The following is a 21286-nucleotide window of genomic DNA, read 5'->3' as shown; positions in this document are numbered from 1 at the left end:
GGAGAACCCTCATGTCCGCGTCGTTATCACCTCAGGAAAGCGCGCTGTTGCCGCAAATTCAGCAATGGATCGCCGCCAATCGTGCCGCATTAACCGCTGATTTAGCGGAATGGATTGCCATCCCCAGCATTAGCCGCGCCGATCGCGCTGCGCCTGGCGCGCCTTTTGGTGCCGAGTGTGCAGAAATTTTGCAGAAAGTTTTGACTCAGGCCGAGCAGGCCGGTTTTAAAACTGAGCGTCACCAGGGGTATGCCGGCTCGGTGATTTATGGTGAGCACGCGCGCGATATCGGGCTGATTAACCATCTTGATGTGGTGCCAGCGGGCGACAACTGGACCTATCCGCCCTTCGCGCTGACACAGCACGGCGATTTTGTCATTGGTCGCGGCGTGGCCGATAACAAAGGTCCCGGCGTGCTGAACTTCTATCTGTTAAAGCTGATACGCGATCTCAACATCCCGCTGCACCACAATCTGCGCATCGTTTATGGCCTGGCGGAAGAGACCAATATGGCCGATATGGCGTGGTTCGCGCAGCACGGCCCGGTTCCGGATTATTCGATTGTCACCGATGGCATGTTCCCGGTGAACAATGCGCAGAAAGGACAGCTGTCGTTTACCCTCGCGGTACCGAATGCTGGCCTGCTGGCAGGCATCGTCGCCGGTTCCGCCAGTAACAGCGTGCCGGATTTTGCCAGCGTGCACATTGCAAATGCCGATCTTGATGCGGTGGGCGAAAAGCTGGCGCGGCTGCAGGGTCTTGCCGCGAGCTATGTAGCGATCAAGCCGCAACAGAATGGGTGTTTCACGCTGGAGGCGCGCGGCAACGGCGGCCATGCTGCCTTCCCCGATGGCACGCTGAATGCTACCCAGGTGCTGCTCGCCGCGCTGATCGAACTGGAGCTGTTGGACGACCATCAACGTCAGCTGGCCGAAACGTTGGTGCAACTGTTCGCTTCGCCTTATGGTGTCGGCGCCGGATTGGGGCTGGAAGATGCGGAGTCCGGCAAACTGACGCTGAACGCGGGCGTGTGGTACAGCCATCAAGCCGATACCTTGAGTATTGATGGTGATATTCGCTATCCGGTTTCATGGCGCGGCGAACAGATCGTGGAGATTCTGCAGCAGCAACTTGCCGCCACAGCGATTACCTTGCAGCCAAACTGGCGCGATGTGGCACCTTTCTTCCTGCCCGCATCGCATCCGGTGATTTCGCTGTTGCAGCAGGTGTGGAATGACACCACCGGCAGAGACGATCGCCCTTATGCCATGGGCGGCGTGACCCATTCGAAGAAGCTGCCGAATGCGATTACCTTTGGACCCGGCTACCGTAAAACCGCCGCAAACACGCCTGATTTTTTACCGGCAGGCCACGGTTTGCCGCATGGCGCGGATGAGACCATTCATCTGCCGTCGTTGCTGGAGGCGTTGCCGAAGTATGTTATTGCGTTGATTAGGTTGGATAGTTATTTGATTTCGCAGTTATAACCCTCCTGGTCATCACCAATGGCGGCTCTGATTTCATAAGGTGCGCATTTATGCGCACCAGGAAAACCGGTCGCCATGAATGTCGCCCCTACAAATGTCAGCTCATCACCAAACCACCATCCACGTGCAGCGTCTGCCCGGTGACAAACTCGCTCCAGTTTGATGCCAGAAACAACACCGGCCCGGTGATATCTTCCGGGCGCGCGATGCGGCGCAGCGGCGTTTGTGCCGTCAGGAAATCGCGCACCTCTTCGCGGGTTGCCTGGCTGGCATCGGTGGGATAAACCAGTCCCGGCGCCACACAGTTGACGCGAATGCCCAGCGGACCCAGCTCAGTCGCGAGCGCGCGGCTAAAACCGATCAGCCCCGCTTTCGCCGTGATGTAGTCGTGATAAGGCACGGAGGGACGCGCCACCAGATCGGTGGCGATATTGACGATGCTGCCACGCACCTGCGTGCGCATTAAGGGCAGCGCCGCCTGGCACACGTTGTAGGCGGCTTGCACCGCGCCGTCGAACTGCGTCTGGTAAGCTGACCATGGCGTTTCCCAGAAACGCTGGCGGTTGTCCGTGTCGAAAATGTAAGGAGCGAAAGCATTGTTGATCAACGCATCGAGTCGGCCGGTGGCGTTGACGATCTGCTCCATCATCGCATTGACCTGCTGCTCTGAGGTGACATCCGCAGCGATCGCTAGCGCGTCACCGCCGAGCGCGCGGCACGCCTCGACCACGCCTTCCGCCGCCGCTGCATTGCGCAGATAGTTGACCACCACCAATGCCCCTTCAGCGGCGAAGGCTTTGGCAATCGCGGCACCGATACCGCGGCTCGCGCCGGTGACCAAAACCGTACGGTTGGAGAATTTCATCCTGGCTCCTATAAAAATATCTTGAGTGATTTTGCCTGGTGCGCATGAATATGCACCCTACAAAACCGCACCATCCCGTCGTAGGGCCGCCATTCATGGCGACCACATCAGTCCGCGTAAGGCGCGAACCCATCGGCAGCGGCTTCGGCACCCTGCTCGATTTCCGTAATGCGCACCAGATCAAGCAAGCTAAAACGCCCATCGTGGTGCCAGCCCGCCTGCGGCGACGTCATCTGGCCGAACGCGGTAATGCGGGTCACGCCAACCTGCCCTAATAGCGCGGCAAGGCGGAACAACTCCTGCGGCGTGGCGGCAACGCCTGTCGTCTGCAGAAAGTCGCGCTGCGGCGCTATCAAACCAATCGCATCATCCAGCACATCAACCGGCACCACTTTCAACGTTCTTCCCAGCGCGGAGGGAGCCAGCGCTGCAGCCTGGGCGACGCACACCACCGCCCAGCTGTCGGCAGGCGCGCCGTATAAGGTGCGATCGCCCGCCAGCGCGCGCAGTTCTTCACCATTGCGCCACGCCGCGATGCTGTTGATCTCTTCGATCGCCAGCGCACGACGCGGATGTTTATGTTCCAACGCGGCCAGCTCATGCGCGACGTAAGCCGCAAACTCATCGGGTGAAATCTTGCCGCCGCGCTCCACAAACAGCATCTGCGGCGAGTAACATCCGGCCTGGTCGTAACGCATCACGTCATACGCCACGCGACGTGCCAGATCCGCGCCCTGGCGGGCATTGAGCGCCGAACGTGCCACCAAACCAAAACTGATTTTGTGCCCGTGCGGCAGAAACCGCGTGGTGACCGGCAGACGCTGCTGAATCGCGGCGAGCGTTTGATTGCCGCCATAGGCAACCACTACGTCGGGCTGACGTAGCCAGGTCGGCTCAGTTTCAGCGTCGCCCCCTTTCCACCACACCACCGCCAGGCATGCGCCCAGTTTAGGGTCGATTTCTGCCAGCAGTTGGGCGAACCAGCTCGCCATCAGCGGCTCATTACCGGGCAGTTTGCCGATAGTGCCGGCCTTCACCAGCAAACCGCAGATCAAACTCCACAGCGGTAAGCCCGGCACATTGCCAGCCCAGATATGCAGCAGCAGCTGCGGACCAAATGCGCGCGCAAAGCCGCCATTAGGCCGTGGCTGAAACGCATCCAGCATCTGCGCATCGGCAAAGTCCTCAGCCAGAAAGCGTTTGAGCTGCGGTTCGCGGAAGGTTTTGAGATAGCCGGTTAAGCCGAGGCGCACCATCTCGGCATCGTAACCGGTGACCATCGGCAGCAGCTTTTCGGCTTTGATGCGCAGCGGATGGGTGCGATCCAGCAGCCGCGCCACCGCGTCATCAATAATCGCGATGATTTGCGCGACGCTGAGCTGGCTGAGATAGGCGCGAGCATTAGCACGAATTCGAGCTGACAGCGCCGTGATCTGTTGATCGTTGAGCTGCGGAACACACACCTCAAGACTTTCGCCGTGCTGGCTAAAACTCAGCGTGCGCCACTGCACCTCATCGGCAGAAAAACCGGGCAGATGTCCGGCAAACTCTCTCACGCCTGTACCTGCGCGGCGGCCAGAAACGCTTCCATGGTCAGCGAACAGCCTTTCGCATCGGCGCCGGTCACACGCCCTAATAAATGGAATCCGCCCGGCACCATCCTGCCGGCATCTTCCGTCAATAGGGCTGAAACCGAGTTGAAATGTGCCAGATCGTGATGCACTAGCACGCCAATTTCACCTGCAGGCAGATCCTCGCCGGTCAGCGGATTGACCACGCGCGTGCGCACCCAGTGCGGCCCGGATTTGACCGGCTGACAGTTTTCATTGCCCTCGTCATAGAACTGCGTGCTGATTTCCGTCATGCCGTACATGTTGATGCAGTGCGAGCGCGGGATTCCGAAGGCGGCGGAGATCGCAGCGTAAAATTCTGCGGGTTCCATTTCGCGCGACTGACCTTTAAAGCCGCCGGTATCGAGAATGCGGCTGCCTGCAGGCAGCGAGAAACAGCGCTGCTGGCGCTGCATCTCATCCAGCAGGTGGACAAAACTGTAGCTGGCGCCCAGCAGCGCATAAGGCTCGCCGCTGGCTTCAGCCTGCTGCAGGGCGGTGAAAATGCGCGCCACGTCGAGCCCGTGCTCATCCACCATCACTTCACTGTCGGGCGTGCCAAACTCCTGCTGCGCCAGGTCAAGATAGGTCGCCAGCGATGAGTTTGGCATCACCACGTTATTCGGGAACAAAATGCCCATGCGAATACGATCCATGCCCGCCATGAAGCGGCGGCGGAAGTTCAGCCGCATCGAGCTCTTCCACACGTCGAGCGTGGGATGATAACTGCGTCCTTTTACCGTGCCGGTGGTGCCGCTGGTCATAAAGATCGCTTCGATATCGTCCGTTGGACGACAGCTGAGCGTCAGATCTTTAAAGGCGGAGATGGGAATAGCGGGAATGTTGCGCCAGTGCTTTACGGTGAACGGCGTATGTCCGCGCTGAGTCGCGAAGCGGCGATAAGGCTGATTATGCTGGAATTGATAAGCGAAGATTTCGAGCGCCAGCTGGTTGAAATCATCGTCTGATGCATCCTCACGCTGAAGGAATGTGAGCAGCGCCTGGATAATTGCCGATTCGGTCATGTTCGTAGCCACCTTTGCGATTGTGCAAAATCTCCCAGGCAAGGCCTGAAGAGTGCGAACTGTCCGCTACAAAGCACAAAGATGGAATCAGGGCGTGCAAGCCCTGTGGTTCCGCATCCCTACGCCGGTATTAGCCGGATCAGGTTCGGAGGGTCACTACGTTCCAGCGCATCAACGCCAGCCGGTAGAATCTCAGCCCGCTAACCGGGCACCCCTTGGAACAAGCCGCAGTCTAGGATGGCGGTGGATGATGTGTCAACTGTGTTAAAAGTGCGGCTGATTTAAGCAGTCACGCCTGCCGGCCCGGCATAAATCCTGGCTTGCCTTATACTTTTGTTAAGTATTTTTACCGGAGGTGACGTATGGCGGGCGGCTGGTCTGAAGATGGTGCGGTGCACAAACAAATTGATGCCACGGTGGATGATGCGGTGGCCCGTGCACGCCAGAATATCGGTCACGGTGAAAGCGCCGAGTTTTGTGATGAGTGCGGCGAGCCTATTCCGGAAGCGCGTCGCGCTGCGTTAGCGGGCGTACGTTACTGCGTGAATTGTCAGAGCAAGATCGATAAAAAACAGGCGGCAATTAGCGGTTATAACCGCCGCGGAAGTAAGGATAGTCAGCTGAGATAGTTATTTAAATTAATCATTCAGATTAACGGCCATTTTTAAATATCATCTACATTCATTACCTATTATTAGAAAAACCGTTAATCTGAAGTAAGACCATTCGCATATAACCAGGCATTTCAACAATAAATACTGCTGCAATATTACTGGAAGCGAAAGTAGCGCCTGAATTAATAATTTTGATGGGTTAACTTTTACCTTGCGCAACTTGAGTTTAGCCAGTAATGCTGATAACTTAGCCCCACAACTCAACCCTGTACGCAGCGATTCAGTTCACTGGCCGTTAGGGTGAAAAAACCGGCTCAAGCCGGTTTTTTCGTATCTAAAGGATGGATAAGAGTGCGTACAGCAGTATTTATCGACGGATACAATGTATTTTATGGACTGCTTGCAGGCACGCCCTATAAATAATGGCTCAACTTGTCATTACTGCTTTCACATATATGTCGGGTACAAGATCCGTCCGTAATAATTGAACGAGTAAACTATTATACCTCCTCGGTTATTCCCCATCTCGCCACACGCGGCATTGAATCACGACACGCTCAGGATACTTATATTCGCGCGCTGAAAACGACCGGAATAAATATATTTACAGGACGTCATCGACTTGAGCACGCTCGGGCTCCGCGTTTCATCAGTAAAAGCGTGCCGGCAACACGTCTGGATAAGGTGGATATCTGGGAACTTGAAGAAAAAGAAACCGACGTGAATATTGCCATCAGCATGTACCGTTTAGTTGCAAAACAGCAGTGGTTACCAACCGAAGAGAGGATTGCCCAGCTGGTGTTAGTTTCGGCTGATACCGACATGACACCAGCACTCAAGGCTATTCGCGAAGATTTTCCTGCAGTTCGTATCGGGATAATTTTGCCGCACCGCCAGGGTAACGTACGTGGTGTTCCAGGTTCACTGCAGAATCATAGCCACTGGATACGCAGAACAATCACCAATGAAGAGCTGGATGCATGTCAGTTTCCTGTTCGGGTAGCGACGCATAAAAAACCTGCGGTTAAGCCCGAATATTGGTGAGCATCAAATCTCATTGGCTTAGCGAGGTGGAGAACTACATCATTCAGATCTTGCTACTTGAGCAGGAATAATCAGCTCATCTGCCCCTGGTTTCTGGCTGTTTTGGGAAAATGTTCTAAGCTATTTAGGTAGTTAAAACTTATTCCACTGAAAGGAACTCATCACGATGAAAAAAACAGTATTGGCAACCGCATTTCTTGGCACCTTTATGGCAATGACGTTAACAGCCTGCTCATCAAACCAGGCGATTAAGACTACCGACGGACGCACTATTGTCACGTCGGGCAAGCCACAAATCGACAGTGACACCGGCCTTGTTTCTTACAAAGATGCGCAAACCGGTAAAACTGAGCAGATCAATCGCGACAAGATTACCAACATGAGCGAACTGGATAATTAATATCCTTTTACTAGCCTGGAGAGACTACTAATGAAAAAAACAATTTTGCTTTCTATTTCTGCAGTGATTGCCCTGTCCGCCCTGACCGGCTGTACTCGTACGTCTTACGCGATTCATACCAATGATGGCCGTACCATTGTGACCGATGGCAAACCGCAGGATGCAGAAACTGGCCTGCTGGGTTACGTTGATGCCAATGGCGTGAAGCAGCAAATGAATAAGAGTGATGTGAAAGAAATCTCTGAGATTCCTAAGAAATAAGTCGCTCGCTCAATTCCGCCCGCTAGTACAAGTTATCTTGCCTGGCGGGCGGATTTTTTTTGGCTTAACCCGCCACATCCTCGATAAATTTTTTACTCTCACTTAGTACCTGAACAATGCGTTCCAGCGCGACCGGCGCGGCGCTGCGTTGCGGCGTGCTGTCCGCCAGCCGATGCATACGCAGCGGGATTTCCAGCGTGCAGGGAATGTCACGCTTAACCAGCTCCTTTAGCAGCGGTTTATAATCCAGCAGCCCCTGGCCAATGGCCGGGAAATGAAACTCACTGCCCTGCTTCACCACATCCTTGATATGACAATGACGCATCTGTGGTAACAGCTGCATCATCTGCTGTATCGCATCCGCCTGCGGTCGCAGCGACACCATATTGCCGGCGTCACCGTTAAACGCCAGCGCCGTACTGCCTACCTCGCGTAACAGCTGTTCTCCCTCTGCCGCCAGGGCAAGCGCATCGTAATTGGCATCACCGCCATTTTCGATCAGCAAACAGCAGCCAGCCTGTTCCAGCTGCGGCGCAATCTGACGCAGATTATTCACCAGCGCAGCGTAATCCTCGCGCTTTGCCGTACAGGCGTTAAGCAGTTTGACGCCGATTGCCTCGGCGAAGCCAATACGCGTTTGCAGGTAGCCAACCGCCTCCGGTCGTGCCAGGTTAAAGGTGCAGCCTAGCGCCAGCGTTTTCAGCTGATGTTTGTCCAGCAGCGAGCGTATGCGTTGCGCATTCTGCTGGCTAAATAGGCTGTCATCCAGATCGCCGACATATCCCTGGTTATAGGCCAACTCAACGTAGTCATAACCAAGCTCACGGATGATGCCGAAAGCGAGGTCCATATCGTGCCCATCGAATATTGAGGTGTTAACGCCAAGTTTAAGCGGATGGGACATAGCGAAGGTTCTCCTTGAGTGGGGTTGCGATCCTCGACAGCGCCGGGCGAGAATCGCGCAGCGCGTTGTCGCAGAACAGCCGCCTTAAGCGGCGCTGGATGCCATACGCACCAGCAGGCGGAAAGCGTTCTCAAACGCCGATGGCGTGGCCAGATTTTGCCCATAAAGGTTGTAGGCGGTGCCGTGGTTGGCGGTGGCAATGGGGATCGGCAGTCCGCCCTGCACGGTAATGCCGCGCTCGAAGCCCAGCATTTTTAGCGCCGTGGCAAACTGGTCGTGGTACATCGAGACCACCGCATCCAGCTGCTGTGTCTCCACCGCTTTGTAGGTGGTATCTGCCGGATAAGGGCCATAAACATCAATGCCTTGCTGTTTAGCTTTAGCCATCGCCGGTTTAATGAGGGTTTGCTCTTCATCACCAAACAGGCCGTTCTCCCCGCCGTGGGGATTAAGCGCCTGTACCGCGATTTTTGGCTGAGCGATGCCCGCCTGGCGCAGCGTGCGATCCATAAGCGCAATGGTATCGACGATGCCCTCAACGCTGAGGTTCGGCACAATGTCGCGGAACGGAATGTGCGAGGTTGCGCGACCGGCCCAGAGGTTATCCACTACGTTCACCTCACAGCAGAAATGGTCCCATTTCAGCAGTTCAGCGAACCAGTGCAACTCGTCACGATGCTGCAGTCCACCCATGTGCATTGCTTGCTTATTGAGCGGCGCAAAACAGACGCCCTGGGTGATGCCCTGCTGGGTTAATTCCACCGCGCGCGCCAGCGTTTCCAGAATATACACGCCGCTCTGTTCGCTGGCATTGCCGTAGGCAAAAGGCGTGCGCTTTGACCAGTCATGATTGAGCAGTAACGGTTTGCCCGGCGTGAAGTGAATGTCTGCGCTAGCGGTGATCTCCTCATAGTCAAAACGTTGTCCGGCAATGGTCATGCCTTTTTCCAGCTCGTGACGATCGGCAATGATGATGACGTTAGCCAGTTCACGCAGCGCCGGTTGTGCCAGCACTTTGGCGACCAACTCCGGACCAATACCTGCTGGATCGCCCAGCACCAGTGCAACAGAAGGTTTTTTCATCAGGATTTCCTCAGTGATAAGCATTGTTTGCGGGCTGAACTTCACCGCGAGCAGGTGCATCTTCGGACAACGGAATGTCCGGACGCATAAAGAAGGTGAGCACGATGCCGACCATCAGCAGCACCACCGAGCCATAAAACGGCAGGCTCCAGTTGCCGGTTCTATCAATGATGATGCCAAACAGAATCGGTGAAATGATGCCCGCTACCGCTGAACCGGCGTTAACCAAACCGCTGGCCACGCCGACGTACTTAGGCGTGATCTCCATTGGCACCGCCCAGATGGGCCCAATGGTCAGTTCGAGGCAGAAGAAAGCCAGGCCAAGGCAGGCGGTGATCAGCGTCATGTTGGTAGAACTGATCACCGGAATCAGCAGTAAACCGGCGCTCAGGAAGCTAAAGATGATGACGTTACGGCGCGCGGCGACCACATTGCCGGTACGTTTCAGGATTTTGTCACTCACAATCCCACCTACCGTGTTGCCCACTACGCCGGAGAGAAACACCGCCGAGGTGAACAGTGCGGACGATTTCAGATCCATGCCGCGACCATTCATGAAGAACGTCGGCAGCCAGGTGAAGAACAGCCAGCCCGTCCAGCCGTAGCAGAAATAGACGCCCATGGTCGGCCCAATTCGCTTGAGCAGCGCTTTCCACGGCGTTGGCGTTTTCACTTTGTCCGTCATATAGGCGTCGAGTTTGGGCAGGATTTTGCGCTCCTCATCACTCATCTCCGCGATGTGGTGCGGGTTGTCGCGGAAGCCGGCGATCCAGAAACCCAGCCAAACTGCGGTGATGACACCTAATGCAATGAAGGAGAAGCGCCAGGAGTGCATCAGCACCAACAGCGCCACCAGCGATGGCGTGACGGCATTACCGAAGCGGGAGAATGAGTGGGTGATGCCCTGCACGAAGCCGCGTTTTTCACTGGAGAACCAGAAGGTCATCGCGCGCGCCTGCGAAGGTAAGGCCGCACCTTCGCCCACACCGAGCAGCATACGTGACAAGAACAGTGAGGCGAAACCGCCGGCAAAACCGGTGCAAATGGTCGCCACCACCCAGATGCTGCCGCAAATGATGATGGTTTTGCGGGCACCGAAGCGGTCCACAAACCAGCCGCCGATAATCTGGAACACTAAATAGGTGTAAGCAAAGGCGGAGAAAATCAGTCCCAGGTCGGTGTTGTTGAGGCCCAGATCCTGTTTGATCAGCCCTGCCGCCGTCGAAAGGTTGACGCGATCGACGTACATCAGAAATGACAGGGTGCAGAAAAGCGCCAGCACTTTTGTGCTGTATCGGTTTTTCATGGAGGAACCTTTTAGCGTGAGGTCAGAGGTTATGTTGGCCTTGCTCAAATGAACGCATGTTGTTCATTTGTTATATTTTATCGCTTATTTTTCGCCTGCTCATTGTGAGCGTCATCACAATAAGCCTGCTAAGTAGTTTTCGTCGCTCAAGGTGTGATCGTGCTCTCAGCATGGGTTGTGAATGATGAACATATGCACAATCAATCACTAAGGCATAAACAAAAGCTCATTGGATGCGGATTGAGATCTGTTCCTGTGGCGTACATATGCGCAGTGATGGAAACTCATTGCAGGTTGAAAGCGTTCAGAGAGATTAATTAACTAAGCTGATTTATTGGCTGGAGCACGCAGGAAAGCGACGCGATTTATTATGCAATCATTGGTACCGCTACCCTGCGTGTCGGTTTTCTTCTTTACGCTGTCTTAAGCGATGTAGATAAGATAGATAACCAGATGCACCACGGCGCATAGGCTAATAACCATCAGCAATGTCAGTACACCTTTGTCAGGATTCATCGCGCAGAGTTCCTAAAAAGCGTACGTCACCGCAACGGTGCCGATTAGCTGGTTATGGCTGAACACGATTGGGCTGTCTGCCGCGCGATGGTCTAGCCACGTATAGCCTGCGCTAAGCGCGCCGCCCCAGTGCTGAGTAAACTGATGACTCCATGTCAGATCGGTTTCTACCCCATAAAATCCCGCTGATGGTGCATAAGTGGCGTAGCCACTGTTTGCGCTTTGACGCGTATTGACGCCATACCAGGTTTGCAGATAGCGCGCGTCGCCGAACAGAGCGGAGGTTTGCAATGACAGGCTATCCGCGCGGGTTTGAACCGGAATCAAGGTGAATGAGGTGCGATAACTGACGCCCTGACTGTCTGTCAGCGGCAGCACAGCTTTCGCTTCGAGAATCAGCCACGGGGAGATCGCCCAACCCACCGCAATGCCGGTATTCAGCGTGGCATCGATAGTGCCCATGCCACGAAGTTTGTCAGAGCCATCGCGCCAGCCTGAATCTTTGTCCGCCCTGCCCAAGCCATATCCCAACGTATGCTCCAGATACAGGCCGCTGTCGCTCTGCAGATCGTAGCCGAGGCCCTTTTGCGAATCGAAGAAGAGTGCGCCCTTTCTGGCCTGCAGCATCGGCACCGCTTGCCAGCGCTGTTTATCCGCGCCGCTGTATTCCGGCGTGGTCTGCGCGCCCACTCCTATCATCACACCATCCTGCGATGCGTTGTCATCATCGGCGCGCGTGCTGGCACTGAAACTGGCCAGTAGCAAACAGCCACTGTACAGCGCCTTTTTTCTCGTTATCATCGTGTCACCTCAGTTACCCATCTGTTTTTAGCCCCTTGCCCGGGCGTTGCGTCACGGATCGGAGTATCCCGAAGCATTGTCAATAAAGTGCCAGGGATTTATGAAGAAACTGTCAAGGTGAGCCATGAACAACAGACGAGTATTGGTTATTGAGGATGATGCAGACGCGGCAGACGTGCTGGAAGCCTATCTGCTGCGTGAAGGCTATACCGTTGAGATTGCTGGCAATGGCCTTCACGGGCTTGAGCGCGTTGAGATGTGGAAGCCCGATCTTATTCTGCTCGACATCATGTTACCCGGCATGAACGGCACAGAGGTGCTGGAAGCGGTCAGACGCCGCAGCGATACACCGGTAATCATGATTACCGCGATGGCGGACACGCCCGATAGAATCGGCGCACTGCGCCACGGCGCGGATGACTATGTGGTTAAACCTTATCATCCGGGTGAAGTGGTTGCGCGCGTGCAGGCCGTGCTGCGTCGCAGCCACGCGCCAATGGCTGAGGATGAGGTGCTGCGCTGGCAGGCACTTGAGGTCAATACGGCGGCAATGACCGCAATGGTCACGCACCCAGGCAAGCGGCCCACCCACGTTGAGCTGACTCCGACAGAATTTTCCCTGCTGGTTACCCTGATGCGGGCACCGGTGCGTGCACTTAGCCGTCAGTATCTGATTGAAACCTGCATGCCCGATAGTGAAGCGCTGGAAAGGGTGATTGATACCCACGTTTATAATCTGCGCAAGAAGCTCGAAAACGTGGGTTTGTCCGAGATATTGCTCAACGTGCGCGGCGTGGGTTACCGGTTCAGACAACCATGAAAAAGTCACCTCCTCAAACGCTTTGGCGTTGGATTTGCGTGCGGATTTTGACGCTGGCGATCGTCACGGTGATTGCCGTCGCCGGGATTATGTTCCTGCGCTTCGCACTGCAAAATCTGTGGATCATCCACCATATGCCGCCGGAAATGCGCCAGGAATTTCTGACGCTGCGTGCGCATCCGCAAAGCAATCTGCCGCGCTTCCACCAGATTGTTGATGAACGCTGGGGCGTGCGCTACTCCGATCCTTCGGTCGGTGCCGCAGACTGGCTGATGGTGATCATCCTGATGTTTATCATTACGCCGTTTGTCGCCTTTATGGTTCTGCGCTATGCGCGTCCACTGGCGCTGCAGTTCAGCCAACTGAAGAAAACCGCTGATCGGGTATCCGAAGGGCAATTTGGCTCATCCGCCACCTTGGTAAAAAGCGCCCCGGCGGAGCTGCTGCACTTTGCGCACGACTTCAATCGCATGAGCCAGCAACTGGCGCTGTACGATCGCGAACTCCGCGCCTCGCATGTGGCGTTGGCACACGAGTTACGATCGCCGCTGACGGCCGCCATTGGGCGATTACAAGGTCTGCTGGATGGCGTGTTTCAGCCCGAACCGCAGCAGCTGGAGATGATCATGAAACAGCTGCGCCATATGAGCCAACTTATCGATGAGCTTCACCTGCTGTCGCTGGCCGATGCCGGGCAACTCAAGCTGGATCTGCACGTCATTAATCCCGCTGAATTGGCGCGGGAGCGTGTAACCTGGGCGCGCCCGCAAGCCGAGGCAAGTGGCGCCCTCATCAGCGTTGCAGCAGAAAGTACGCTCATCTGCCGCGCCGATCCGTTCAGGTTGGGCCAGGTTTTTAGCGTGTTGATTGAAAACGCGCTGCGCTATGGCAAACCGGCGGGCCAGTTACAGATTACCGCCCGCGCGGTGCCGGGTGGATGCAGTATTGAATTCACAGATGATGGCCCCGGCGTGGCGCCTGAGTTTCTGCCGGAGATGTTTGAGCGGTTCACGCGCGGCGAATCCTCACGCGCACGCCACCTGGGCGGCAGCGGACTGGGCCTGTCGATCGCCCGCGCCATCTGTGTGGCGCACGGCGGCAGCATCAGCGCCACACTGCCTGAAGAGGGCGGTCTCAGCCTGGTGGTTTTTCTGCCGCACGTCAGTCTGGAACCTTTTGACCGCTCTTGACACTATCTTGACTCGCCGTACAAAGAATCTCGACAGTCAGCCGGTTTAATGGCGCGACATCCTTTTCCGGAGTGGCGCCATGACAGACTCTTTCACCGGCCTGGTCAAACAGGCCGCCGAACATATTATTGATGCTCAACGCCTGATCGCGTTGCTGCCGTTGTTGCCCTGCATGATGGCTATCGCCTTATCACTGACGGCCTGCGGGCCACGCGAACCCTCATCCCCCGCGCCTCCCCGTCCGGTAAAATTCATCACCGTTAAGCCCGCCACGCAGGATCGGCAGGTGCAGATGACCGGCGATATTCATGCCCATGACGAAACATCGCTGAGTTTCAGGCTTGATGGCCGAATGTTAACGCGACCGGCCGACGTGGGTGACCGCGTGGAGGCGGGTAAGGTTCTGGCAACGCTGGAGAGCACTACCACCGCCAACGCATTACGCAGCGCAATGGCCGACATGGAGAGTGCGCGGGCGTCTCAACGTGTAGCGGCGTTGAATCTGCATCGCATGAAGCAGTTGATGCCTTCCGGTGCGATTGCGCGGGCGCAGCTGGACAGCGCGCAATCCGACTGGGAAACCGCCGCAGCGCGCCTGCAAAGTAGCGAAGCCGCACTTAATAGTGCACAAGAAAATCTCAGCTGGACGCAGCTCACGGCCCCTTTTAGCGGCGTGATTACCGCCGTCAGCGCGTCGGCCGGACAAGTGGTCAGCGCCGGTCAAACGGTGATTTCCCTGGCAAGCGGTGCGCGACGGGATGTGGTGCTGGACGTGCCTTCTCCGGCAGAGTTCTCGTCGCTCTCCGGCGGCAAGTTCTGCATTTCCCTTCTCTCTTCACCTGCGATCACCGCGCAGGCGCATCTGCGCGATATCAGCCCGCAGGCCGATGCGCTAACGCGTACCTGGCGAATTCGATTAACGCTAGACGATCCTCCTGCAGCGATGCTGTTGGGCGCCAGCGTCAGCGTTGCGCTGCCGGAGAGCGATGAAGGAAGCTTCATCCTGCCAGCATCCGTGCTGACCCGTCTGGCCGGCAAGCCGGCGGTGTTTGTGCTGGATGCTAAGCGCGGCAAGGTACAGCGCCGTACGGTGGTGATTTCCCGCTTTACCGCGAACGACGTTTATATCGCCAGTGGGCTCACTGCGGGTGAAAACGTGGTTACGGCAGGCGTCAGCACATTACGTGATGGCGAAGCTGTAGCGGTCGGAGATGAGCAGCCATGAGTGAACATCCAAGCCGCCATCCATTCAATCTCTCCGCCTGGGCGCTGGCCCACCAACAGCTGATGGCCTTTTTGATGCTAATGATCCTTGGCGCTGGTGTGCTCAGCTATCAGGCGCTGCCGCGTAATGAAGATCCCGCCTTTACCATCAAAACCGCAGTGGTCTCCGCGCAGTGGCCCGGCGCCGATCTCAACGATACGGTGCAGTTGCTGACTGAACCGCTGGAAAAAAAGCTGCAGGAAGTGCCGTATCTGGATTATGTGCAGAGTGAGACGCATCCCGGTAAAACTGAAATTTTTGTCAATCTGCGCGATAGCACGCCACCTGCCAGGGTGCAGGAGATCTGGTATCAGGTGCGAAAGAAGATGCAGGATGTCACCAGCACGCTGCCTGCGGGCGTTACGGCACCCGCCGTTAATGACGACTTTGACGATACCTTTGGCACAATTTACGGTTTTACCGCTGAAGGTTTTAGTGCGCGTGAGCTGCGCGATCGGGTTGAGTCGATACGCGACCGGCTGATGAGCGTGCCGGACGTCGGCAAAATTGCGCTGCTCGGTGTGCAGGAGGAGCAGATTGTGGCGAGCTTTGCTCCCCGCACGCTCGCGGGCATGGGTCTGAGCCTGCAACAGGTCACCGACGCCCTGCAGGCGCAGAATGCCTTGTCACCCGCTGGCATCATCCGCACCGACGGCGATAACATCTCGCTGCGTGTCAGCGGCGCGTTCAGCTCCGAGCAGAGCCTGCGTGCCGTGACGCTGCATATCAACGATCGCTATATTCCACTGTCCGATATCGTCACGCTTTCACGTCTTCCGGCCGAACCGCCCACGCCGCTTTATCGCGTCAACGGCAAGCCGGCGATTGGACTGGCGATCTCGATGGCGCCGACCGGCAATATGCTGGATTTTGGCAATGCACTCACTGCAAAGATGTCGCTGATAGCCAGCCAACTGCCCCACGGCATTGAGGTGACGAAAGTGGCCGATCAATCGCGGGTTGTCAGCGAGGCCGTCAGTGGATTTGTGCATGTTCTTGGCGAGGCCATCATTATCGTGCTGGCGGTCTCTTTCGTGTCGCTCGGCCTGCGCGCCGGTTTAGTGGTGGCAGCGGCAATTCCTCTGGTGCTGGCAATGACCTTTAGCGGCATGTTGCTGGCGGGCATTGGACTGCAACGCATCTCCCTTGGCGCACTGATCATCGCGCTGGGGTTACTGGTTGATGACGCCATGATCGCGGTTGAGACCATGGTCGCCCGAATTGAGGCCGGTGATTCACGCTGGCGCGCAGCCACGGTGGCCTTCGAAACCACCGCATTTCCGATGCTTACCGGTACGCTGGTGATGATTGCTGGCTTTATTCCCGTCGGCTTCGCGGCTTCCGGCGCGGGGGAATATTGCTATTCGCTATTCGTGGTGGTGCTGATCTCGCTGCTTAGCTCTTGGGTCGTCGCGGTGCTGTTCTCTCCGCTGACCGGCAGCTGGATTCTGTCGTCTCGTCGTGGCAAGACGCATGCCGAACCCGGTATCTCGCTGCGCCTCTATCGCCGTCTGATTGCACAGGTTTTGCGCCATCGAGGATTTACCCTCGGACTGGCCGGCACATCGCTGGTCGTTGCCATTTGGGGCATGGGCCACATGCAGGGCGAATTTTTCCCCGCCTCCGATCGCCCAGAGCTGCTCGTGAGCCTCACGCTGCCCGCGAACGCATCCCAGGCGCGCACGTTACGGGTGGTGGAACAGCTCGAAGCGAAACTCAGCGGCAACCAGAACATTAACCATTTCTCCTCCTACAGCGGAGGCGGTGCCGTGCGTTTTTATCTGCCAATGGACGTGCTGAACGACGATGAAAACATCGCCCAACTGGTGGTGGTGGCTAAAAACCTGGCGGCAAGAGATCGCTTGAAAGCCGAGCTTGACCGCCTGCTGGCACGCGATTTCGGCGAGGTAGTTACGCGTGTATCACCGCTGGAACTGGGTCCGCCGGTTGGCTGGCCGATACGCTATCGCGTTAGCGGTCCTAATTACGATCAGGTCAAACAGTATGCGGAGAAATTGGCCAGCATCCTTGGGCAATCTCGCGCGACCCGCAGCGTAAACCAGACGGCAGGCGAGCCTGAACGCGTGATCACCTTCGCGGTGAACCAGACGGCAGCCAGAGCAGCGGGCGTCTCTTCCGAAGATATCGCACAGACGTTACATACGCTTTGGTCGGGCAACATCGCCACTACCGTCAGAGATCATAATCGACTGATTGATGTTGTGTTGCGCGCTGACGATGCCGATCGGCTGGATCTCAGCAGCCTCGCAACGCTCAAATTGACCACAACTGCGGGCGCAAAAATCGCCATCGGTCAGGTTGCGACACTGCAGTGGGGATTGCAGGACCCGGTGATGTGGCGTCGTCAGGGTTTTCCTTACATTGTTGTGCAAACAGATGTGGCTGCAGGCATGCCGGCGGAGGCCACCTCCGCACAACTCAGTGCAGGTATCCAGCAGCTGCGTGCGGGTTTAGCGGCAGGATATTCTATTGATGAAGAGGGCACGGTGACTGAATCGGATAAAGGTAACGGCTCGGTGTTTGCCGTCTTGCCGGTAACCTTGTTTACCATGCTGATTCTGCTGATGGTGCAACTGCAACGCGTTTCGCGCATGTTACTGGCGCTAGCGATGGCACCTTTCGGACTTCCGGGTATTGTTCTGGCAATGCTGCCCAGCGGCACGCCAATGGGATTTGTCGCCCTGCTGGGTATGATTGCGCTAGCCGGCATGATTATCCGCAACGCGGTCATCCTGATCATGGAAGCCGATAGCAATCTACGAGCGGGCATGACGCATGACGAAGCGGTAAGCAAAGCGGCAGAGCATCGTTCCCGCCCCATTCTCCTGACCGCATGCGCCGCGATACTTGGCATGATTCCGATTTCTCAACAGGTGTTTTGGGGGCCGATGGCCTACGCCATCATAGGAGGTTTGCTGGCAGGAACGCTGATGACGCTGACGGTCCTACCCGCTGCACTCAGTCTGGTGATGCAGCGTGAAGAACCCGCTTGCGCGAGATAAAAAAAAGTGTTGGCTGGCATGCCGCCAGCCAACATCTATCAACGCGCTACGCGCCAGCCGCGCGTCAGCTGTTTTTCTATCTCCACCAGCACGAAGATCCCAGCACTGACCGCCAGCGAAATCAGCCAGTACTTCAGCGGCAGCGGTGCGGTGCCGAACAGGGTGTTCATTAGCGGAATATAGATAATCATCGCCTGCAGCGCTATCAGCACCACGGTTACCAGCCAGATGCCGCGATTTTTCAGCAAGCCGGCATCGAGTGAGAATCCATCGCTGTTGCGGCAGTTCAACATGTAAGCCCACTGCGCAGTCACCAGCATCTGCAGCAGCACGGTGCGGATGAATTCCGGTGAGTAACCGCGCGGCTGGAGCCAGGCTTCCAGCACAAAGGCGCTAATCGAGATCAGCAGGCCGACGAAAATCACGCGCCAGATCGCATACCCATCCATCACGTGGCTGCGAGCATTGCGCGGTGGTCGACGCATGATGTTGCGCTCTGCCGGTTCGAATGCCAGACCAAACGACAGCGTTGCCGAGGTCGCCATATTCATCCACAAAATCTGTACCGGCGTCAGCGGCAGCAGGTTGCCCATCAAAATTGCTATGATGATCAACAACCCCTGAGCGAGGTTGGTCGGCATGATAAACAGAATGGTTTTCTTCAGGTTATCGTAGACGCGACGCCCCTCTTTCACCGCTGCGGCGATGGTAGCGAAGTTGTCATCGGCGAGGATCATATCCGCCGCCTCTTTGGTCACTTCGGTGCCTTTGATGCCCATGGCGATACCGACGTTCGCTTGCTTCAGCGCAGGCGCATCATTGACGCCATCACCGGTCATGCCGACGATCTCACCGCTGCTCGCCAGCGCTTTCACCAGGCGCAACTTATGCTCGGGACTGGTACGCGCAAAGATGTCATATTCACGCGCCGCCACGCCCAGTGCGGCATCGTCCATGTGCTCCAGCTGATAACCGGTGATGGCGGCATCGCTGTTGCCAATGCCCAGCATCTGCCCAATCGCCATCGCCGTTTCCGGGTGATCGCCGGTGATCATCTTCACGCGGATGCCCGCCTGCTGGCAATCACGCACGGCGCTAATCGCTTCCGGACGTGGCGGATCCATCATGCACGCCAGGCCAAGCATCTTCATGCCGTTACGTAAATCATCGTGATCGATATGATGCTGCGCTTCCGGTAGCCAGCGCCATGCGGCGGCGACGGTGCGCAATCCTTCGCTGGCGTAGGTGGTAATTGCCGCTTCCCAATAGCGGCGATCAATGACTTCCGCATCTTCAGCGCCCTGCTGCTGCTGACACAGCGACAGCAACACATCGGGCGCGCCGGTCATCAGCAGGCAAGGTTTGCCGTCAATCAGGCAGCTCACCGCCATGTATTTATAGGCTGAGTCAAACGGCAGCTTGCTGAGGATCTGTACCTTGTCACTGTGGATGCCCGCCTTAGCGGCCAGCACTTTCAGCGCCCCTTCGGTTGGCCCGCCGACAATGCCCCAGTTGCCATTGGCATCCTGCCGCAGCTGACTTTCATTACAGATATCCACCACCTGCAAAAAGCCCTGCATTAACGCATCATTGTGCTCGCCGGCTTCAAGCGTAAACTCGCCTGTGGGTTCATAGCTGTTACCGCTGATGCGCCACTGGCTATTCGCCAGCACCACCGCTTTCACCGTCATCTCGTTCATGGTCAGCGTGCCGGTTTTATCCGAGCAAATCACCGTCATCGCCCCGAGTGTTTCTACGGTTGGCAGCTTACGAATGATGGCGTGATTACGCGCCATGGATTGCACGCCAAGCGACAGAATAATCGAAATGATCGCCGGTAAACCTTCCGGAACGGCCGCAACCGCCAGGCTAATCACCGACAGCAGCAACTCGGCGATGGCGATGTCGCGCAGCAGATAACCAAACACGAACAGCGCCACCATCATCAACATGATGATGGCGAAGATGGCTTTACCGAGCTTATCAATCTGCACCAGCAGCGGTGTTTTCGCCTCTTCGATGGAGGAGATCATCGCATTGATGTGGCCCAGCTCGGTATCGCCGCCGGTGGCGATAACCACACCCAGCGCGGTTCCCGAGCTGACCGTGGTACCGGAATAGGCCAGGTTCAGGCGATCGCCAAGCCCCTTTTCGCCTTCAAGTGCCAGCGTGTTCTTCGACACCACCGTTGACTCGCCGGTCAGAATCGCTTCTTCGACGCGCAGATTGTGCACCTCAAACAGGCGTAAATCGGCCGGGATTTTGTCTCCAGGACGCAGCATCACCACATCGCCCACCACCAGATCCTGCGTGGCGAGCGTCATCTGCTGGCCGTCACGCAACACCATGGCATCGCTCGACATCATGTTCTGGATGCTTTTTAACGACTTCTCAGCATTATTTTCCTGGATGAAACCGATCATGGCATTGATAACGGCAACGCCAAGAATGACAAAGGTATCGACCCAGTGGCCCATCACGGCGGTGACCACCGCCGCCGCCAGCAGGATGTAGATCAATACATCTTTGAAATGCGCGACAAAACGCATAAACAGCGATTTTTCGGCTTTTTGCGGCAGCACGTTAGGCCCGTTGGTCGCTAACCTGTGCTGCGCATCACTGCTGCTCAACCCCGCGGGAGAGCTATTTATTGCTTTAAATACGGCGGCGTTATCCTGCTGATAATAGGGACGCGCGGATGCCTCCGGACGTTTTGGCTGAATAGGAATAACGGTCATAATTAACCCCGTGCGATTGAGTTGAATATTAAAAAGCGTGCAAAAATAAAACGCATACTTTAATTATAATTTTCAGCAGCGTAATGACCGGGGTCATGTTTTTATCTATTTTGAAGTGCAATGCTAATAGCGATAGCACTGGTTACATGGTGTTATTATTTGGAGCGACAATAAAAACTTATCGAAATTTTAATCTCAGGAAATCAAGAAAATAGTCTATTATCAAAATGGAGAATTATTTTGAATAAAAAAGATAAACTGACAATTCCAATTATTATCTCCTTTATTTTCATTACTCTAGCATCAGCTACTATTGTCGGTTTTTTTACTTACAT

Annotated in this window: 17 protein-coding genes and 1 riboswitch; of the genes, 9 read left to right on the top strand and 8 right to left on the bottom strand. The window is 56.0% G+C overall.

What is annotated here, in order from left to right:
- The first annotated feature begins 11 nt into the window (after window positions 1–11).
- Window positions 12–1487 carry a Sapep family Mn(2+)-dependent dipeptidase gene (locus AC790_RS22300; RefSeq protein ID WP_049853248.1) on the top strand — a complete coding sequence of 492 codons (1476 nt, stop codon included), beginning with the start codon at window positions 12–14 and terminating at the stop codon, window positions 1485–1487.
- A gap of 97 nt (window positions 1488–1584) precedes the next feature.
- On the opposite strand, the gene AC790_RS22295 is transcribed toward AC790_RS22300, so the two are convergent.
- From AC790_RS22295 to AC790_RS22285, 3 genes are all read right to left on the bottom strand, one after another.
- Entirely contained in the window at window positions 1585–2352 is a 768-nt protein-coding gene (locus AC790_RS22295) for a 3-oxoacyl-ACP reductase (RefSeq protein WP_049853247.1), read from the bottom strand.
- 107 nt (window positions 2353–2459) lie between these two features.
- Complete coding sequence (locus AC790_RS22290; RefSeq protein WP_049853246.1) at window positions 2460–3908, bottom strand: acyl-CoA reductase; 1449 nt, start codon at window positions 3906–3908, stop codon at window positions 2460–2462.
- Entirely contained in the window at window positions 3905–4987 is a 1083-nt protein-coding gene (locus tag AC790_RS22285; protein ID WP_049853245.1) for a long-chain-fatty-acid--CoA ligase, read from the bottom strand. Before AC790_RS22285 ends, AC790_RS22290 begins: the two co-directional genes overlap by 4 nt.
- A 99-nt stretch (window positions 4988–5086) precedes the next feature.
- A riboswitch (TPP riboswitch) is annotated at window positions 5087–5213 on the bottom strand.
- 136 nt (window positions 5214–5349) lie between these two features.
- Here AC790_RS22285 and AC790_RS22280 point away from each other — a divergent pair.
- The 4 genes from AC790_RS22280 to AC790_RS22265 all read left to right on the top strand — a co-directional run bounded on the left by AC790_RS22280 (window position 5350) and on the right by AC790_RS22265 (window position 7306).
- Window positions 5350–5616, top strand: a complete 267-nt coding sequence (locus tag AC790_RS22280) for a DksA/TraR family C4-type zinc finger protein (protein WP_007885936.1) — start codon at window positions 5350–5352, stop codon at window positions 5614–5616.
- Between the two features lie 417 nt (window positions 5617–6033).
- Complete coding sequence (locus AC790_RS22275) at window positions 6034–6645, top strand: NYN domain-containing protein (RefSeq protein WP_235440764.1); 612 nt, start codon at window positions 6034–6036, stop codon at window positions 6643–6645.
- 166 nt (window positions 6646–6811) lie between these two features.
- Window positions 6812–7045 carry a YgdI/YgdR family lipoprotein gene (locus AC790_RS22270; RefSeq protein WP_007885913.1) on the top strand — a complete coding sequence of 78 codons (234 nt, stop codon included), beginning with the start codon at window positions 6812–6814 and terminating at the stop codon, window positions 7043–7045.
- Window positions 7046–7075: 30 nt separating this feature from the next.
- Complete coding sequence (locus AC790_RS22265; protein WP_007885911.1) at window positions 7076–7306, top strand: YgdI/YgdR family lipoprotein; 231 nt, start codon at window positions 7076–7078, stop codon at window positions 7304–7306.
- Window positions 7307–7370: 64 nt separating this feature from the next.
- Here AC790_RS22265 and AC790_RS22260 read toward each other — a convergent pair whose 3' ends face one another.
- The 4 genes from AC790_RS22260 to AC790_RS22245 all read right to left on the bottom strand — a co-directional run bounded on the left by AC790_RS22260 (window position 7371) and on the right by AC790_RS22245 (window position 11916).
- A complete protein-coding gene (locus AC790_RS22260) occupies window positions 7371–8210 on the bottom strand; it encodes a sugar phosphate isomerase/epimerase (RefSeq protein ID WP_049853244.1) in 840 nt (279 codons plus the stop codon).
- A gap of 84 nt (window positions 8211–8294) precedes the next feature.
- Window positions 8295–9293 carry a 4-hydroxythreonine-4-phosphate dehydrogenase PdxA gene (locus tag AC790_RS22255; RefSeq protein WP_049853243.1) on the bottom strand — a complete coding sequence of 333 codons (999 nt, stop codon included), beginning with the start codon at window positions 9291–9293 and terminating at the stop codon, window positions 8295–8297.
- Window positions 9294–9303: 10 nt separating this feature from the next.
- Window positions 9304–10599: an MFS transporter gene (locus AC790_RS22250; RefSeq protein WP_049853242.1), complete on the bottom strand. Its 1296-nt coding sequence runs from the start codon at window positions 10597–10599 to the stop codon at window positions 9304–9306.
- 528 nt (window positions 10600–11127) lie between these two features.
- Window positions 11128–11916, bottom strand: a complete 789-nt coding sequence (locus tag AC790_RS22245) for a MipA/OmpV family protein (protein ID WP_049853241.1) — start codon at window positions 11914–11916, stop codon at window positions 11128–11130.
- 124 nt (window positions 11917–12040) lie between these two features.
- On the opposite strand from AC790_RS22245, the gene AC790_RS22240 reads away from it, so the two are divergent.
- From AC790_RS22240 to AC790_RS22225, 4 genes are all read left to right on the top strand, one after another.
- Window positions 12041–12736, top strand: a complete 696-nt coding sequence (locus tag AC790_RS22240; protein WP_049853240.1) for a response regulator transcription factor — start codon at window positions 12041–12043, stop codon at window positions 12734–12736.
- The gene (locus AC790_RS22235; protein WP_049853239.1) at window positions 12733–13926 is read left to right on the top strand and encodes a cell wall metabolism sensor histidine kinase WalK; all 1194 of its coding nucleotides are present in this window, start codon (window positions 12733–12735) and stop codon (window positions 13924–13926) included. Before AC790_RS22240 ends, AC790_RS22235 begins: the two co-directional genes overlap by 4 nt.
- Window positions 13927–14005: 79 nt before the next feature.
- A complete protein-coding gene (locus AC790_RS22230) occupies window positions 14006–15151 on the top strand; it encodes an efflux RND transporter periplasmic adaptor subunit (RefSeq protein ID WP_049853238.1) in 1146 nt (381 codons plus the stop codon).
- Window positions 15148–18213 carry an efflux RND transporter permease subunit gene (locus AC790_RS22225; protein ID WP_049853237.1) on the top strand — a complete coding sequence of 1022 codons (3066 nt, stop codon included), beginning with the start codon at window positions 15148–15150 and terminating at the stop codon, window positions 18211–18213. Before AC790_RS22230 ends, AC790_RS22225 begins: the two co-directional genes overlap by 4 nt.
- A gap of 38 nt (window positions 18214–18251) precedes the next feature.
- Here AC790_RS22225 and AC790_RS22220 read toward each other — a convergent pair whose 3' ends face one another.
- Window positions 18252–20951: a cation-transporting P-type ATPase gene (locus AC790_RS22220; RefSeq protein WP_049853236.1), complete on the bottom strand. Its 2700-nt coding sequence runs from the start codon at window positions 20949–20951 to the stop codon at window positions 18252–18254.
- Between the last annotated feature and the right edge of the window lie 335 nt (window positions 20952–21286).

It is taken from the genome of Pantoea sp. RIT-PI-b (assembly GCF_001187905.1).
Taxonomy (GTDB): Bacteria; Pseudomonadota; Gammaproteobacteria; order Enterobacterales; family Enterobacteriaceae; genus Pantoea; species Pantoea nemavictus.
The sequence above is the reverse complement of the archived record's forward strand: the minus strand, read 5'-3'. Positions and strand labels throughout refer to the sequence as shown.